The following is a 17554-nucleotide window of genomic DNA, read 5'->3' as shown; positions in this document are numbered from 1 at the left end:
CCTATATAAGGCCTGTGCGGTTCGTAAGAATAAAAAAATGGCCGCCTTATTGCTTCGCCTGTAGCGAACAGGTTGACGCTTCGCACTACCTCAACTTGAACAGCGAATCCATCGGGATTACCAGTTCGGGATATAAAACCGATTGAATCGTTTCCAGCTCTGTATATAGATGACGGGTCTGGTAACTGCCATCCTCCAGCGTGTACACATGGACGGTTTGATTGCCGGGGTCAACAATCCAATATTCGTTCACACCATATTTCTGATACAAGTTAAATTTTTCGTTGAAATCCTTTAACGCAGTCGAAGGCGATAACACCTCGATAATTAAAGAAGGTGCACCGTGACAGCCACTTTTGGATATCTGGTCTTTGGAGCACACCACAGATAAATCAGGCTGTACAACTTGATCTGGTAGGTCATATTGTTCATTTTCGCTAAAATACACATCAAAAGGGGCAACAAACACGAAACATTTCCGATTCTGAAAAAAATTCCGCAAAGAGAAGTGCAGCTCACCCACAATAAACTGGTGCGATGAAGTAGGTACTGGCGACATATTAAAAGCTTTGCCGTTAATTAATTCCCAAGATCCTTCCCATGTTAACCAATCCTGAAAGTTATAAGTACCTTTATCGTCGGGTTTTGCCACACTTCCATCCTCCTCTTCCAACGAACCGTAATTTATCTCCATTATAACATTGTGTTTTGCGCCTTTTCACACCATGCCTCTTATTATGAAAAGATGGATTCCGGTTTGCTCCGCGTGGTGCGTACCTCTACAACTTTCCCGGCACAACCATTGTCGCCCTTCGCCTGGAACATTACCGTAACGCTGTCTTTGCCTGATGTAACCGCCTCAGGAATATCATAGGTCACATAGAACACTTCGCCGATTTTGTTCATGTGAATTCGCTGCTCACCAACGAGTGTTCCATCCACGGTAATGGCGAATTGTCTGTCATATAACGTACCTTCCCATCCAAACGTGGAATGATCTCCGCCCCAATAGGCCACACATAGATAATTGGATGCCGTTCGATCCACTGCCAGTTGGTAACTGAAGTAAGCCCCATTGACGCCAAAAGCCTCTCGCCACATATGCAACTTCTTACGTCCATCTGTGGTTGAACCGTTGTGATGCTCACCACGGCAGTTGCTGTCCAGTTGATGTCCAATCTCATCTTGCTGACCGTCAGCTTGAACCCTGTCGATCGTGATATCGTTCAATTCTTTCTCCAGCGCATCTCCTTCATCGTTAAACGGCCAGTAAACGGTATAAAATTCATGATGCACATCATAGAAAGGAATGAGCTTCACGGCTTCGCCCGTCGAAGTGACATCCTTGCTAAGTTCAAATGTTAACGTATCTGCATCTACAACCTTAATCCACTCTCGTACATCCTCCTGCTCTGTCCAGATCACAGGTACGGGAGCAGTCTTGGGATTCAGCGCTGTTTCGTCCACAATCGTATCCTCAGGGAGCCCCTCGTTTCCTAGTGCACCAGCGAGCACTATTGGTCCGTACAGGAATGCCACTTTGTGGGCATCATCCCGTGAAGTGTACTGGCGGAGTGAAATCGGCAGTGTGATGGTGATGACATCGCCCGTTGTCCATGTGCGGTCGATGGAAAGATAGCCGGGTTCCATCCGTGTATACGGATGTTCCGTATCCCCGTTAACTGTTGCCGTCATTGGCTCTTGCAGCCATGAAGGCACACGTAATCTTAGATGAGCCGAGGCGTTGCCTCCGGTGATCGTCAGGGTCACCTTTTCCGAATAAGGAAAGTTGGTTTCAAGCTTCAGGGATAATCCCTGTGACGCCCAATCCAATTGGGAAGCGATATACAGGTTGACGTACAGGTCCTGTTCATCCTCAAAATAGATGGCCTCGGCATATTTGCCCGGGTTCTCCATGCCTGATCCTGTGCAGCACCACCAGGCGGTATCGTGAGTACCATAGATTTTGTAGTGGCCTTGCAGCGTTGATGCAAAATACGTTTTGTTCCCTGTATCGGGGTCCTGCGTGCCCAGGATGTGATTATAGATGGCGTTTTCATAATAGTCCATGTAGGCGCTATCGTGATTCCAGGCGAAGAGTTGCTTCGTTAAATGTAACATGTTGTGAGTACAGCAGCTCTCTCCTGTTTTGATGCCCAGACTCTCCATACCCTTTGCTTCGTAATGCTCCGAAATGCTCGTCGCACCAAATACGTAAGAACGATGATGCACCGTTGTGTTCCAGAAAAACTCTGCCGCTGTCCGATAACTCTCATGAGTATGGTCCTGATTGTAGATTTCGGCTGCACCGATCACTTTGGGAATCTGCGTATTGGCGTGTTTGCCTTGAAGATCGTCCTGCTTGTGCTCCAAGGGTCTCAGGATCAATTGATGGGTGAACTTGTTAGCGATCTCAAGATATAAGGCTTTGCCGGTAATCCCATACAAATGTGCAAATACTTCATTCATGCCCCCGTGTTCACTTTGAAGCATCGTCTGCATCTGTTCTTCTGTCATCGGGAGCAAACCTTCGACCGCCCAGTCTGCAAATTGAGTAACCACCTCAAGTGCCTGTCCGTTGCCAGTCAGTTTATAGGCGTCAATCAGGCCGCGATAGATTTTGTGCACACTGTACCAGGGAACCCAGTATTCACCGATATTGAATCCACCGATATTTTCTGCTCGAAAAGCCATGTGGAAAGGTTCTTCGGACAAACCACCGATATATCCGCTCCCCGTGGTCTGCTGGATTCTCGCCAGTTCGGTGACCGCATAATCCAGTCTTTCTTTTAACGTGATATTCCCGGTTGCCTGATACGTCACAGCCAGGGCAGACAGATAATGTCCGAGGGAATGTCCGCTGATGGTACGAGCCTCCCACCCCGCGTAACGTTCTTTTCGGGCCGGTAACCCATGAGCTTCGAAGCATGGAGCCAGGAATCGATCCATATCCAGCGATAACAAGTAACGCTCCCCCACCTCTTGTGATGTTTGGAACACACCATTTAACAGATCTACATGTTCCGGTCCCAGAAATCCTTTTTTCGTATCAATCATGACACTCACTCCTTCTCGGGATGTAATAGATATCCAGATATACTTCCTTTCGTTCTTAAGGGGTAAAATCCGTGTTCTGTTCCATATGACTAATACTCATCAATCTACTGTATAGCTTGAATATCCCCATAGTATCAAATAAAATACAATTACATCAGACTCATAATCCAAGAAAAGGTGGATAAATCCGTCCTATGCAAAAGCCACTGGAACATTACCTGTGCGGCAAGTTCATATCCGAAGGCAACTGGAGCCACATGAGACGCAGCATGCCTGTGCATGAGATCATTTTGATGCTGGAAGGTGAGATGTACATCGCGGAAGAAGAGGAACAATATGTCGTTCGTGCCAACGATCTGTTGTTTCTGCGCGCCGGCCGCACCCATTACGGCTACCAGATGAGCGACACACCCGTCAGTTTCTACTGGGTTCACTATGATGCCATGTCGGCAGAATTCAACTGGTTTAGGACACATGCCACCATTCAGGTACCTTCCATGGCCAATCAGTTATTCAAGCAATTGCTGCATGTGTCATCCTTCTCACCGGAGGAAGCCAACGCAGCCTTGTTATTGTTGTTCAGAGAACTGGAGCGGAATATAGAGGCGGATTATCGCCCGCACAATGCAATTGTGGACCATATCTGTAAGTGGGTCGATATTCATCTGCATACAAACATCACGGTGAGTCAGATTGCGGAAAATTTTAATTTTAATAAAGACTATATCTCCAAAATGGTGAAACGTGAGAAAGGTACTGGACTCAAAACCTATATCCTCACAGAACGAATTCGCCGGGCGAAACAATTGCTGCTGAACACCAATGCCAGTGTAAAAGAAATCGCCGGACAATGCGGCTTCTCCGACTACAAGCTGTTCCTGCGCATGTTCAAACAATACGAAGGCAATACGCCAACCGAATATCGCAATCATCTGTATTCCACACAGCTTAATCGCTGATGTGCTCTGATCCATAGAAATGACTGAGTTAACTATAGAAAATTCGAATTAATCAGATGGAGTCAATTGTGGTAAAATGCAAGAAAACTATATTCCACACTTTACCTATAAGAGAAGAGGAATTATACAATGACAACGGCTGCCGTTACGATTCATCCTGCCACAGAAGCAGACCATCCAGAGATTGTAGATATCCTTGTTGCAAGTTATGCCGAGTATCGGGAGACTTTTGAGCAAAATGAACGATGGGAGGCCTGCCTAAAAGATATTCGAGAGTCTGTGGTTAATCCGTACCTGACACAATTATGGATCGCGAAGATTGATGATCAGATTGTTGGTACAGTCCAATTATTCGAAACAGCACGCAACGCTTATCCCAACTTTGAATTGCCAATTGATTATCCGTTTATTCGGCTGCTGGGTGTTGATCCAAAATGGAGAGGTCACGGGATTGCCAGAGTATTGCTCCAGCAATGCGTAGATTCTGCCAAAGAAATGGGCAAAAATATGGTGTATTTATATACGGGCGGTCAGATGGTCAATGCCATCCGTTTATATGAGCGTTTTGGATTTACAGAGGATGAGGAATTCAGCTCCGAGAGTGGCGGGGGCAAGGCGATCTGTTACCGTTATGATTCCTAGTGATAGTGTTGGGTAACAGCAACACGGGATCAGCCAGCCGAGAATGAAATGTAAAAAAGACCGATCATCTTCATGACGGTCTTTTCTACGTTTATAAATGATCAATCAGCATCTGAAATGATGCATCGCTATTGATTTTTTTAGCCGCCAATCTCCACCAAAATCTTCGCATGGCTCTTGTCGCTCATCAACAGTTCAAGTCCTTCCTGCACGATGTCGTCCAGTTTGATTTTCTTGGTAATGACCTGTTTCACATCGAGAGATCCTTCCGCAATTAATGAAATTACTTCAGGGAAAATGTGGCGATAAGCCAGCGTTGCCGTCAGATTCGCTTCTTTGACCAGAAGATCGAAGAAGTTCACTTGAAGCGGATTGGGTATCGCAGCGATGACAACAACTTCTCCACCTTTTTTGACCACCGCAATGGCGCTGTCCATCGTTGGTTGCACACCTGCTGCTTCATAGGCCACATCGATGCCACCCGATTGTTGCAAGATCACCTCGGTTGCATTGACTTTGGCACTGTTCACCGGAATCGCTCCCAGCTTGGCTGCCAGGTCCAGACGTTCCCCAAATACATCAACTGCATAGATTTCAGAGGCTCCTGCTGCTTTGGCAGACAGAATGGTCAATAATCCAATTGGACCTGCTCCGTATACAGCTACCTTGTTCCCCACTTTCAACTTGCTGTGACGAACCGCGTGAAAGGCTACTGCCGTAGGCTCTACGAGCGCGCCTTCTTCGAAAGATACGTTATCCGGTATGGGATGAACCATGTATGCTTCAACAACAACATACTCTGCAAAACCACCATCACCATTCAGTCCAACGAATCCAAATTGAGTACATTGGTTATAACGACCCTGGATACAGTATTCGCATTTTCCACAGTGGTACAACGGCTCTACCACAACACGATCCCCTACGCTGATACCGCTTACATTACTTCCCAATTCACTCACGGTTCCTGCAAATTCATGACCCAGTGTCAGCGGTGCTTTTTGTCCTGAGAGCGGATGATTCTCGCCTTCTTGAATCCCCACACCATGATGATAGGCATGCAAGTCACTGCCGCAGATCCCTGCATATTCCACTTTAATTTTGACCTGACCCGCTTGAGCAACCGGAACCTCCCGCTCTTCTACACGCACGTCTTTATGGGCATACCATACTGCTGCTTTCATGAAGTCCATCCCCTTTATATGATTGTCTATATAAGTTGAACTAGATATGTTACACCTGATCACGCTGATTGCAGTACCATCTTTCGATCGCTCTTATCCCCGGATTTTCTTCATTCCCTTGATCCAAGGGAAAAATCCGGTGATAAAGGCGCACGCTCTGCTTCTTCAGATTGGTTCTGCACTCTGCGTTTCTGGTGTAAAAGTTAAGGTTCTACTTATATAGTAAAGAACTATAACGCTTGTCTATATATTATATCGCTGTTCATGTATTATTCATATTTATAGATACTAATGTTAACATTAGTTGTATTAATGCTAAACGGAGATGAAATCATGAATCTGGAACAGCTCGAATATGTCGTTGAAATTGCGAAAACGAAATCATTCTCCGCCGCCTCGGAGCATCTACATGTCACACAATCGGCGATCAGCCAATCGGTTCATCGTCTGGAGAAAGAATTGGGTATCATCCTGTTCGAACGCTCGCGGCAGGGAACTCATCCCACTCCCGAAGGCAAACAATTCATTGCCAAGGCACTGGACATTTTGCAGCGGATTGATGAATTGAAATCCCTGAACGCAGAAGCCTCCTCTCTTAGCGGAGAGCTTCATGTGGCTACTTTTCCAAGTGTCATGCCCTATCTTGTCCAGTCTGCTGCGGATATGAAGCGTGAGCACCCGCAACTTAACATCTCCATTGAAGAGAAAGGGTCCATGGAAATCATCGAAGATATTCGCAACAACAAAACCCATCTGGGCTTTATCGCGATCTATGCGAAACAATTGCGGGAATTCGATGGACTTCACTTCAGTCCCATGTACTCGGGCAAGCTGGTCGTCGGTACTCATCACCTGTCTGAACTTGCCAAGCACAGCCGCGTTACACCGGATCAATTAAAAGAACACAAACTGGCACTGTATCGAGATGGTTTCATTGAAGACTTCATCAAGGAATTCACGTATGATCATGGATCTCTGTCCATTCTGTTCAAAACAAATAATTCAGAAGCCATCAACATGGTGTTAAGAAACGATATTGCCGCCACAATTGGTCACGACTTTTCCTTTCACCAAAATCTCTTATGGAAAGAAGGTCTGGTGAAGATGGTAGAGATCGCTGGAATTGATCAACCGAAAATGCAAATTGGCTTCGTGCAGACGGAATCCAAGGAGGTCGCCGTAGCCGCAGAACGATTCGCCCGACGCTTCAGACAGGCGATAGAGCTGGATCATTTAACAGTTTAAATCTAAAAAAGTGCTCCACCCTTTGAATGAAGTTTGGGATGAACACCAACTTCTCCAAGAGTGGAACACTTTTCTGACTACCTCTTGCGTTACTATTACTACACCTTACTCAAACTATACTTTAACTTTGCGTACGGCTTCACTCATCTCGTTCGTCTGCTGCTCCAACATGGTTGAGGTCTGCGCCACTCTGTTGAACATGGCCGACTGTTCACGCATCAAGCGATAGATTTCATCCGAATGATCCGATACCCCGGCTGATATCTGCGAGATCGTATTGACGGAGGCTGCAGCCTCTTCCGATCCTGCCGAGATTTCCTCTGCCGCAGCGGAGACTTCCTGAATGCGGCTGGTCACCAGTTGGAACGCATCAACCACATGGGCGAAAGCTTGCTCCGCTTCTGCGGTAATTGTAACCCCTTGTCCAATCTCGGTTGCAGTAACCCCCATCTGTGAGCCAATCTGTTGTGATTCTTGTTGAATACGAAGCAGCAAGTCGGAGATCCGTTCCATGGATGTGCTTGAGGCCTCTGCAAGCTTCCGAACTTCATCCGCCACAACCGCAAAACCTTTGCCGTGTTCTCCTGCATGTGCTGCCTCAATGGATGCATTAAGCGCAAGCAGCTTCGTCTGACTCGCAAAATCACGAACCATGTGCAGGGCACCACCAATTTCCTGGGAGTAGTTATTCAGCACCTGGACCATCGCTACAACTTCACTTGAGACATTTGAGATGCTCTCCATCTGTGTTTTCATCAGTGTCATGCTCTGTTTACCGGACTCCGCCGTAGCAAGTGCACTTGTTGCTGCATCTGATACAACCATCGAGGATTCGGATATATCCGTTATGCCTTTTGCGATCTCTTCCATCGCATGCGCACTATCGCTCGCACCCTGCTTCTGCGTATGTGCGCCCTGCCTAATCTGTTCGACAGACTGATCAACCGTCTTGCCCATCTCAAGCATCTCTTCGGTACTACGATTAAATTCCTTCGTTGACTCTGATAAAATATCTGTGGTTACTGCTACGCCTTCAACCATGTTACTCACAATCTTATTCAAGTTCCCGGACATATGTATCATCGCTTGGTATGTTGTTCCAATCTCATCTTGGCTGCGTAAACGATACGACGTCAGAATTCGATTAGCTTCTGCAAGCTCACCTTGTGCCATCTTTTCCACACTCGCCTTCAGCGGTTGAAGTGGTCGCAGTCCTCTTACGATAAACCACGTGACAACAGCAATGCCTATAAGTGTAATTAAAAGTAACAAAGCATAGAAAGGAATACTCGATTTCATAATATCCGATTCAATACTCCCGATCACCGATACCGCCGTATCAATACCAATTATACCTGTTACAGCGCCATTACTATCCAGCATGGGAGCGTAAGAGGAAATATAGTCTCCGTACTCCTCATTGTTAATGATCGAAGAACTGGCTGTTTGCCCCTGCAACAGCTTCTGAACAGCCTCCTGAGGGACATCCGTTACTTCATTAATCGGTGAGGCTTTATCTGCATCCTTCATGCCGTCCACCATAATAAGTGGCGTACCTTTTTCATCTATTTTGACGAAATACACATACATTGCACCAATGCTTACGCGAAAGTCATCCAATTCATCACGAATCTTAAAGAATTCGTCATTCTCCTTGGGGTCCTTGGCAAACTCGGCATAAGATGCTGTATCCAGCTGATTCACATAACTCTGAGCAATCTGGATGTTGTAACTCGAAATGGCCTCCTGTGCAGCTAGTTTCATATTGGCCACCTGTAACAGCATGCTTCCCACGGCTATAATCGTAATGACCAGTATGACTACTGCAACAATGCGCACAACCAAACGTTTTCTAAAAAAACCAATCATCCGCTCCTCTTCCTCTCCCGTGAACCCAAGCCTTTTTGACTAGGCGCTACCCAAAAAACGCATGCTTGAAGCACTATGTATGGGAAAATAGTAAACGAATATGTCGAATTAGGCAAGAAAATATTGGGTTAACGTAAAAACGCTATCATAGCCGTGATAGCTTTGTTCATTGGAACTGCATTTAGGCTTTATCTCAGTTTGTTTGCCAAACAAAATCTGCGTCATTATAACTGACCATGCAGATATTAATTACAGGTTTCTTTCATAAGGAATTTATGAGTTATGTTTATTCGGTATTAGGAGTTTTGTGTATACACTATTGAGTCATCTGTGTTGAATATAAAGTTCATTCTTTACATCCTTTACACGGAGATTGCATTTTTCAGATTGAATCAACACATGTACTATAATAATGGAAATTAAATGAGGGATGGTGTTTCTCAATTGAAAACTTTTTATTGTGATCTGGAAATTACCTTGGATGTCATTGGCGGAAAGTGGAGACCTCTTATTCTGTATTACTTATTAAAAGGTCCTAAACGGACCGGTGAATTGAAAAGGCTCATGCCAACAATTTCTCAGAAAATGTTAGTCCAGTCATTACGGGAGTTGGAGGGTGATAATCTGGTTATAAGAAAAATGTATAATCAGGTACCACCAAAAGTGGAATATTCAATATCAGAAATGGGTATGTCACTTGAACCCACTCTGCGAGCTCTTTGTGAATGGGGTAAGAATTATGCAGAGAAGACATTGAGCAAGGATGAATATCAGAGAATAAATGTAGAATAGAGTAATTTCAAAAACCAAGTTATTTTGTACTTCGTCCCAATTATCACCTTTTAGTTACTATATAACCTAAAAGTACGTACTATTTTAAAAGTAATACATGGTACATAATGAGACTTGTGACCATGAAGAAAATCAAAAAATAGTAATTCTAATATGCGTTTCAAAATTTAAACCTGGTAAGGAAGGAGTTTTCTGCGACAGTCTATGGTCATACAACTGGTGGACGATCGGAGAGTAATGATTAGATTAGTTTCTAATTGTAAGATTTACAGCAGTATATTAATAAAAGTCCAAAGGGGGTATTAATATGGGTAAAATACTTATTACTGGAGCAACAGGTAATCTCGGCAGCAGGACACTAGAGCTTCTTCTTAAAAAAGTTCCGTCAAGTCAGGTCGCTATATTGGTCCGTAATCCGGAATCTGATAAAGTGGAAAGGTTTGTTAAAGAAGGTGTGAAAGCTTACCAAGGCGACTATTTTGATTATAACTCCCTTCTGCGAGCATTTAGTGGTGTTGAAAAAGTGATGCTTATTTCCGCGCAAGCATTTACCGACCGCAATACGCAACATTTCAATGTAATCGCAGCTGCAAAGCAGGCTGGTGTTAAACAAGTCCTCTTCACGTCGATCATACGAAGAGAAAATTCAAATCTTATTGTGCCCGAAGTATCGACGTCAGACCTATTTGCTGAACAAACACTTAAAGCATCTGGATTAGCCTATACCATTCTGCGGAATCCACCGTATCTTGAAGTCATGCATTCGTATTTCGGAGATGCGCTTAAAGTTGGCGTGCGAGTACCAGAGGGTTCCGGTAAAGTAGCCGCTGCATCTCTGGATGATTTGGCGGCAGCCATCGTAGCCGTTCTCACCCAAAACGGGCACGAAAATAAGTCATATACTCTAAGTGGCAGCGAGGGAAGCTCTTTTGCAGACATCGCTGCAGCCCTCTCGGAGATTAGTGAGATAAATATCCCTTATGAGGCAATTAGCGAAAAAGAATATATAGACACTATGGTAACAAATGGCTTACCTGTTCTTATGACTGATTTCTTATTAGGTTGGGTGCGAGGAATCAACACTGGAGAATTCTCGGAGACATCTGGGGATCTTGAACGTCTGATTGGCCGAAAACCAATGACATATAAGGAATTCTTTAGAATCAAATCTCAGTTTTCTAAAGTTGAAGATTGAAAGCTGACATGTTACTAACCTGACTCTAAGAAAAGTCAGAGTTATTTCGAACGTGTTAATGTCCATTCTAGCAAGCGGTTCTGGTTATAGAACAAAATATATTCGCTCACTTGCTGCTCAACATCCGCTTTTGCTAACTGCTTCATTCAAGTAATTTTCTCAGTCTTTAAATGAGAGAAGATGACTCGATACAGGCATTGTCCAGGCAATTCTCACGCCTAGAGTGACTTCTTAGCATTCCAAGTTGTTTCAGTTTACTGTTGAAGGGCTTAGAAGTGTATAAAATAGGGACTGCTGAAAGCAGTCCCTATCTTACTTATAAAGTTTTCTCATTAATTATGACTACCTAACCATACTAAACTGTTCGTCCATTCGTCTTCCTGAATCGAATCAGGGACCAGATAATCAACAACGCGAGCACGGCAAGACAGATGCTAATACTGAACCGATTACCTTCATCAAACACAAACATCACCGCAATCACACTAAGACATAGTACCACGACTCCGGTTATGTAAGGGAATCCCCAGACTTTGAAGGTCGGTTGAACCGGATATCTCTTCCGCAGTTTCAACTGTGATGAGGCAATACAGATCCACACAAGGATTACGACAAACCCCGGAACTGCGAGCAATACGCGGAACAGTTGATCCTGCGCGAACAGGCCAAGCAAGGAACCTCCAAGCAAAACTACTGAGCACACCAGAAGTGTGTTAACAGGGCTACCGTTGCGATTGGTCTGTGACAATGCCTTCGGAGCTTCCCCGCCCACTGCCATGGAGTGCATCATCCGAGATGCACCATAAATCCCTGAATTCGCAGCAGACAGAACTGCCGTCACCAAAATAAAGTTCATTATATGTGCTGCTCCCGGCAGGCCTGTAGAGGCAAGCACCTGTACAAACGGACTGCTCTCCGGCCCAATTTCATTCCATGGGATAAGACCACAGATGATGAGAATCGGCAAGGTGAAGAACAGAATAATTCTGAGCATGAAATTGCCCACGATTTTGGGCATAACTTTTTCTGCATTTTCCGTCTCGGTCAGGGTCAGACCAATCAGCTCCGATCCCCCGTAAGAGAACATAACCACAAGCAGTGCCGAGAAGATCGATGACCATCCGTTCGGGAAGAAGCCCCCTGCTTGCGTATAATTCTGCAGATATGGCGTGTTATCACTTGGGATAATACCAAAGATCAACCCTGCACCCAGGAAGATAAAAATAATGATCATGGCAATTTTGATCCCGGCCAGCCAAAACTCAAATTCCCCGAACACACCTACACTTAACAGATTAACGAGTATAATGAACGCCGCACAAGCCAGACTCAGCATCCACAGCGGTACTTCCGCGAACCAATACTGCAAAAAACTCCCGGCAGCAATCACCTCAATGACACATACCGATAACCATAGAAAGCAATACATCCATCCCATAACAAAGGATACTCGGCTACCAAATGCCTCCTGCACGAAGTCTTTCATATTTTTGTTCTTGTACACCGTAGCCATCTCAGCCATCGCGGCCATAACAACCAGCAGCAATAATCCAGCAAAAATGTACGTGACAATCACGCCCGGACCTGCGAGTCCAATCGTCTCTGCGCTACCTTTGAAAATCCCTGTTCCAATGACACCACCCATAGCCATAAAACTGATGTGTCTTGGTTTAAGCTTCTTCTGTAATGTTCCTTCTGTCTGAGCCAATTCAAGTCCTCCTGATGTAAAAAACGTCTGTAATGCTGTCTTGTTTCATAGACATAATGTCCAGTATACCCTATTGTCCATCAATCAGCCCAGAAGTTCCTTATGGCCAATTCATCCCAAACGTATAGGGACATAACCTATGTTTTATACCCCACAATCGCATGAAGCAATCTGTGCACAATCCAGGTTAGCACCACAGCAATGATGGGACATAACATAAAGACAGCAAACAGCGGATTCATATGATCGAACAACCAATATATCATGCACGACTCCCTCCACATTCTTCGTCACAAGGCCACGTTGCTTTAATGCTGTATTATTTAGTTTATTCTACTCGTTTTCCAACTCTTAAAATGTACGATATGTTGCACAATAAAAAAAACCAGCATCCTGTAAAAAAACAGAATTCTGGTTTCTCATGCGATTCCACTTAGATTGTTTTTGTCATAAACATGCTGTTCGGGTCCAATATATAATCTGCGAATGGTTCGCAATATTCGAAACCGAAGTCTTCGTACAATTTCCGTGCCGGGATAAATGAATCCATTGAACCCGTCTCCAGACTGATTCGCTTATAACCACGGTCTGTGGCAACCTTCATAATATGAGCCAAAATTTTTCTCGCTACGCCTTTTCTCAGATGAGCCGAAGCGGTACGCATCGACTTCAACTCTGCATGGTCTGAATCAAGTTCTTTGATAGCCCCGCAGCCGAGCAAGTCGCCCCCTTCCCAAGCACACCAGAAAGTAATTTCGGGCTTCTTGAGTCCATCCAGATTCAACGCATGTATACTCTCTGGAGGCGAATCTACCGCCATCCCTTGCAAGTGCTCCGCAATTAAAGCCTTAACTTGGACTCCACTCAAATCATCCACTTTGATCTCCATAACGTACCACTCCCGCCGACATTTTTATTGTTTTTATCACTGAATGTATATCAATCATTTCATCTTACTACCGTGTTAGGTTTTATGACAAGAGGTTGCTTATATCCACTGAAATACGCTATTGTGATTCACCTATAATTTCCAGTATGATGAGGCTATCAGATGCCAAAGGGGCGAGGTCTATTGCGAATTATACATAGAGTTAAATGTGAAACCAAGGTGAAGCCATCTTAACCTATTTTAAAGGAGACCCCTATGACACTAAGTACGGACAACCTGTTTTATAGCCAACGATTAAAAATGACGCCCCCACGTCCTGAAGACGTGGAGACCATGCTGCAATGGAACGAAGACCCGGAGTACCTTCGGAATGTGGATACTGATCTGGCCATTCCCTATTCAGAGAAACAGTTGGAAGATGAGGGCGAAACGAAGAACAAGGAAGTTTACTTCAGACTGCGCACGCATGAAGAGGATACGCTGATTGGTTTTGTCGTCATTCACAGCATTGAATGGAATAACCGCTGCGGACAACTTGCTATTGGCATCGGACTTGCCAAACATCGTAACAAGGGATATGGTACGGAAGCGTTGAATCTTATTTTACGATATGCGTTCCATGAGATGAATCTGGACCGGGTTGGCCTCGACGTCATCGCCTACAATGCCAAAGCAATCCGTTCCTATGAGAAGGTTGGTTTTCAGTTGGAAGGTCGGGCACGCTCAGCTGTATATCGTGATGGTAAGCGTTACGACCGCTTGATGATGGGAATTCTAAGACCAGAATGGGAAGCACACAATCAGATCCATACGGAGGGTGAACAAGCATGACCAAGAATGCAGAAGTCACTGAGTTTATTGAACAGATTCAGATCCCCTGGCAAGTACAAATCGCTGAACAACTGCGTCAGTTGGTACATGATTCCATCCCTGACGTTCAGGAACGCGTGCAATACAAGAAACCTCATTTTCTAAAAAACGGGAAGTACGCTGCGGTCATCTCGCCATCCAAACAGGCCGTATCCCTCACCATCTTCCATGCAACCGGACTCGATCTGCCCGATGGGATATTCGAAGGCCCGGAAGAGCGCAAAACGATCAAGCTCAAGGAAAAAGATACGCCGGATTATGAATGGCTGTCGGGACTGCTGAAGCAGGCATCTGCAGAATTGTAGGAAAATCTGACGTATATTAAATAGGCATCCCATGAAGTTCAAGAACTTACGGGATGCCTCATTGCTTCCACCATCAAGATTGCTGGTACGATACGGCGGTAATCTGGCAAGGCTCACATATGAACATGTAATACATACCCTCACCATATTCCTCAACCTCGCCCCAATCCAGTTGTGCGACAGCCTTCATTCTCGTGGAACAGCGTGGACATGTTGGGTACTCCGCATCCTGAACCCATCCTGGATGGCCGCCGACCTGAGATAGCGATGGTTCCATCGCCCACTCACTGGCATGGAATACATGACGTGGTGCGTTTGCAATCCGAAACTGTCGGCCCATATCTGGTGTAAGTTTTACATCGTCCTCCGGGTCAATGTCGTCCGCTCCCACGGGCATGACATTATGTGAACTCCATAGCGGTTCCCCCGCTGCATCCATCTCCATGTTAACCACACCGTAACTGCTGCATATCACGCAAGTCTGTATCTGAAGTTGCTGGGCATGCCAAGACACGTCCTTCAGAGCGGGATGTTTAACATCCAGACTAATTAAGGTGGTTAACGCATTGCCACACCATGGACAGCAATTTTTGCTAGGGTTCAGCATCGATAGTGAATTTCCGGTTAACTCCACGTTAGCTCCTTCATTCTCTTTTACTTTATAGAGTGAATAACTTGGGGTGGTGAATAATTCCCTGCGCTGCCCGTCTTTTGTAAGCTCCCAACCAGCTTCAGTGGTGTAATGCTCTGGCGCCACGTACAATTCGCTCGCCCAAGATGGCGGAGACTCTCTCCATTGCCGGAACTGCTGCACGACAACATCATCCCCGATATGGGCCAGCATGAGCAAAATATGGTTCCGATTCTCATCATCGGTGTTCACCTGCTGCAAGAGACGATCACGAACCTCACCCGAGGCACCTTCATACAAAATGGCAGGATAATAGATCTCCTGTTCCAGCAGCTCAGGAATTTCAGCAGTCAACGATATATCATGGTAGCAGACCAGATATACCAGAATGTCTTTGCCCGTATCTTCATCACCTGTACAAATCCGTTGCATCGCGTAATCCTTCATCTGATCTTGTTGCTCTACAGACAAAGACAGATATACCTGTTCCTCGGATTGTTCATAGGGTGTATAACGAATTAGTGGATCGCGAACCTGAGGTTTGTGCATGATTTTCAAAATTTCGACCGGGTCTGTGATACCTGCATACAAGTTCACGTCACGTCGATTCGCTTCAATGTATCTCTGGCGCTCCTCACGTTCCATCTCCTGTTTGCAAGGCATGCAATAACCACCCGTTTTCGCTGCTGTTGTTGGTAAAACGGTATTTGCACACCCCTCCCGTATACACGGAATTCGTTCTGTCATATTCCAACCTCCTTCAACTATCGGCAATGGAAAACACGCCACAATGTGACGTGTTTGTCCCTTACTCCATATTTAAATGCTGTCGGTCTTATATCGCAAGACGCAATCAGTGATGTCCCAACTGGTCCTTGGTGAATTCGTAAAAGGCAAGCGCATCTTCACTGCTGGCAAAGCCTGCCTGAGCTATCTTTTCACTGCCGCCACCTTTGCCTTGGTATGCTCCAAGATTGCCTTTGAAGAAAGGTCCACAAGCCCATTCAGGCGGTTGGCCGTTCTGTGCCAGAACTACTTTGGCCTCCGAGATACTCACAAAGAGTACAAGCCCCTCATGGTCTGCGGTCAGCTTGGTGGCCAGGCTCTGCATATCCTTGAGCGATTTGTCTTCAAAGACCTGAGCAATCACCAGCCCTTGCCGAGCGGCCAGAAGTTCCTCCGCATAATAGGCATCATTGGTTGTTTTCACTGCATTCAGCTCAGTTTGCAGCTGCTTTTGCTCCAGTTCCATTTTCTCAATGCGCTCCAACAATTCGTCCTTACTGGTCTTTAATTTAACCATGATGCTGTTGAGCACATTTTGTGTAGCTGTGAATTCATTCAGCGCCCTTGTTCCACATTTGAAATAAATGCGGGTGCTGCCCTTCACTTTTTCGGTTTTCAACAGTTTGATGATGCCGATCTCACCTGTCGCCGACACATGAGTTCCACCGCAGGCGTTATACTCCACACCCTCGATCTCAACGATGCGAATGTCTTCCGTTACCGTAGGCTGCTTCACCAGTGGTAATTGTGCAACCTCTTCTGCTGTAACCCAGGACGTGTTGATGCGAGCATTACGATAGATCTGACGATTCACTTCTTGTTCAATGGCGGTTAATTGATTCGCTCCCAGTTCAGCCGCAGCCACATCAATCGTGTCATACTCCGTACCAAGATGGAAACTGAGCGTCATCGCTTCCGTCAGCTTTAGCGTGATTGCCGATAACAAATGCTGACCCGTATGCTGCTGCATATGATCGAATCTTCGCTCCCAGTCAATCTCACAATGTACTTCGTTCTGCTCAGGGGTGCGTTCCAGCTTATGCCACACCTCGCCCTCTTCGATGTTCACATCCAGAACAGCGATGCCGCCAATTTGTCCCAGATCACAAGGTTGTCCGCCCCCATGCGGGTAAAAAGCAGTCTCCGCCAGCGTGACATATACGCCGTCTTCCTTGTCCACTCTGCCTGTAATCGTTGTATGCCACTCTCTTGTATAAGCAGAGTCATAATAGATTTTTTGCGTCATTGAATCATCTCGATCCCTTCTCGTTCAAATGGGTTTTCATAATCTCCAGATTACACTATCTGGAACCCTCAAGCCAATTTATGGCATACAAAATCGCTTTCCATATCCAAAATAACGCTCTGTGAGCGAAAATACTTTTTGAATAAGAAAGAAAAATTTTGCAGGATGATGCTCGG

At 45.4% G+C, this 17554-nt stretch carries 16 protein-coding genes and 1 pseudogene; 7 read left to right on the top strand and 10 right to left on the bottom strand.

The genetic code is table 11. The annotated features are described in order from the left end of the window. Nucleotides 1–85: 85 nt before the first annotated feature. Together MKZ13_RS04700 and MKZ13_RS04695 are read right to left on the bottom strand one after the other, a co-directional pair. A complete protein-coding gene (locus MKZ13_RS04700) occupies nucleotides 86–652 on the bottom strand; it encodes a Uma2 family endonuclease (protein WP_339182216.1) in 567 nt (188 codons plus the stop codon). Between the two features lie 83 nt (nucleotides 653–735). Further along, nucleotides 736–3057, bottom strand: a complete 2322-nt coding sequence (locus tag MKZ13_RS04695) for a beta-L-arabinofuranosidase domain-containing protein (protein ID WP_339182213.1) — start codon at nucleotides 3055–3057, stop codon at nucleotides 736–738. A 194-nt stretch (nucleotides 3058–3251) separates the two neighbouring features. Here MKZ13_RS04695 and MKZ13_RS04690 point away from each other — a divergent pair, with 194 nt between their 5' ends. Together MKZ13_RS04690 and MKZ13_RS04685 are read left to right on the top strand one after the other, a co-directional pair. Continuing rightward, nucleotides 3252–4016 (top strand): AraC family transcriptional regulator, encoded by a 765-nt coding sequence (locus MKZ13_RS04690; RefSeq protein WP_339182211.1) that lies wholly within the window; start codon nucleotides 3252–3254, stop codon nucleotides 4014–4016. A 129-nt stretch (nucleotides 4017–4145) separates the two neighbouring features. After that, entirely contained in the window at nucleotides 4146–4658 is a 513-nt protein-coding gene (locus tag MKZ13_RS04685; RefSeq protein WP_339182208.1) for a GNAT family N-acetyltransferase, read from the top strand. 140 nt (nucleotides 4659–4798) lie between these two features. On the opposite strand, the gene MKZ13_RS04680 is transcribed toward MKZ13_RS04685, so the two are convergent. Beyond that, on the bottom strand, nucleotides 4799–5842 hold the full coding sequence (locus MKZ13_RS04680) for a 2,3-butanediol dehydrogenase (protein ID WP_339182206.1): 1044 nt from the start codon (nucleotides 5840–5842) through the stop codon (nucleotides 4799–4801). Between the two features lie 333 nt (nucleotides 5843–6175). Here MKZ13_RS04680 and MKZ13_RS04675 point away from each other — a divergent pair, with 333 nt between their 5' ends. Further along, on the top strand, nucleotides 6176–7087 hold the full coding sequence (locus tag MKZ13_RS04675) for a LysR family transcriptional regulator (protein ID WP_339182204.1): 912 nt from the start codon (nucleotides 6176–6178) through the stop codon (nucleotides 7085–7087). A gap of 114 nt (nucleotides 7088–7201) precedes the next feature. On the opposite strand, the gene MKZ13_RS04670 is transcribed toward MKZ13_RS04675, so the two are convergent. Beyond that, nucleotides 7202–8956: a HAMP domain-containing methyl-accepting chemotaxis protein gene (locus MKZ13_RS04670; protein WP_339182201.1), complete on the bottom strand. Its 1755-nt coding sequence runs from the start codon at nucleotides 8954–8956 to the stop codon at nucleotides 7202–7204. 444 nt (nucleotides 8957–9400) lie between these two features. Here MKZ13_RS04670 and MKZ13_RS04665 point away from each other — a divergent pair, with 444 nt between their 5' ends. After that, entirely contained in the window at nucleotides 9401–9748 is a 348-nt protein-coding gene (locus tag MKZ13_RS04665; RefSeq protein ID WP_313771415.1) for a helix-turn-helix domain-containing protein, read from the top strand. A gap of 307 nt (nucleotides 9749–10055) precedes the next feature. Continuing rightward, entirely contained in the window at nucleotides 10056–10943 is an 888-nt protein-coding gene (locus tag MKZ13_RS04660; RefSeq protein WP_339182196.1) for an SDR family oxidoreductase, read from the top strand. Nucleotides 10944–11095: 152 nt separating this feature from the next. Here MKZ13_RS04660 and MKZ13_RS04655 read toward each other — a convergent pair. From MKZ13_RS04655 to MKZ13_RS04640, 4 genes and pseudogenes are all read right to left on the bottom strand, one after another. Beyond that, nucleotides 11096–11223, bottom strand: a pseudogene (locus MKZ13_RS04655) (IS3 family transposase); the annotation flags it as partial. Between the two features lie 75 nt (nucleotides 11224–11298). Then, the gene (locus tag MKZ13_RS04650) at nucleotides 11299–12651 is read right to left on the bottom strand and encodes an amino acid permease (RefSeq protein ID WP_339182194.1); all 1353 of its coding nucleotides are present in this window, start codon (nucleotides 12649–12651) and stop codon (nucleotides 11299–11301) included. Between the two features lie 137 nt (nucleotides 12652–12788). Continuing rightward, nucleotides 12789–12917: a hypothetical protein gene (locus MKZ13_RS04645; protein ID WP_260632561.1), complete on the bottom strand. Its 129-nt coding sequence runs from the start codon at nucleotides 12915–12917 to the stop codon at nucleotides 12789–12791. Between the two features lie 167 nt (nucleotides 12918–13084). Further along, the gene (locus tag MKZ13_RS04640) at nucleotides 13085–13540 is read right to left on the bottom strand and encodes a GNAT family N-acetyltransferase (RefSeq protein ID WP_221818846.1); all 456 of its coding nucleotides are present in this window, start codon (nucleotides 13538–13540) and stop codon (nucleotides 13085–13087) included. Nucleotides 13541–13795: 255 nt separating this feature from the next. Between MKZ13_RS04640 and MKZ13_RS04635 the strand changes: the two genes are divergently transcribed. Beyond that, nucleotides 13796–14371, top strand: a complete 576-nt coding sequence (locus MKZ13_RS04635; RefSeq protein ID WP_339182190.1) for a GNAT family protein — start codon at nucleotides 13796–13798, stop codon at nucleotides 14369–14371. Then, on the top strand, nucleotides 14368–14715 hold the full coding sequence (locus tag MKZ13_RS04630; RefSeq protein WP_339182188.1) for a DUF1801 domain-containing protein: 348 nt from the start codon (nucleotides 14368–14370) through the stop codon (nucleotides 14713–14715). Before MKZ13_RS04635 ends, MKZ13_RS04630 begins: the two co-directional genes overlap by 4 nt. Before the next feature lie 73 nt (nucleotides 14716–14788). Here the strand turns inward: MKZ13_RS04630 and MKZ13_RS04625 are convergent, their stop codons facing one another. Continuing rightward, complete coding sequence (locus tag MKZ13_RS04625; protein ID WP_339182185.1) at nucleotides 14789–16093, bottom strand: DUF1963 domain-containing protein; 1305 nt, start codon at nucleotides 16091–16093, stop codon at nucleotides 14789–14791. 106 nt (nucleotides 16094–16199) lie between these two features. Then, on the bottom strand, nucleotides 16200–17378 hold the full coding sequence (locus tag MKZ13_RS04620) for an alanyl-tRNA editing protein (protein ID WP_221818842.1): 1179 nt from the start codon (nucleotides 17376–17378) through the stop codon (nucleotides 16200–16202). Nucleotides 17379–17554: the final 176 nt, after the last annotated feature.

The organism is Paenibacillus sp. FSL R5-0701 (assembly GCF_037973995.1).
Lineage (GTDB): Bacteria > Bacillota > Bacilli > Paenibacillales > Paenibacillaceae > Paenibacillus.
This window is presented reverse-complemented; position numbering and strand designations above follow the sequence as displayed.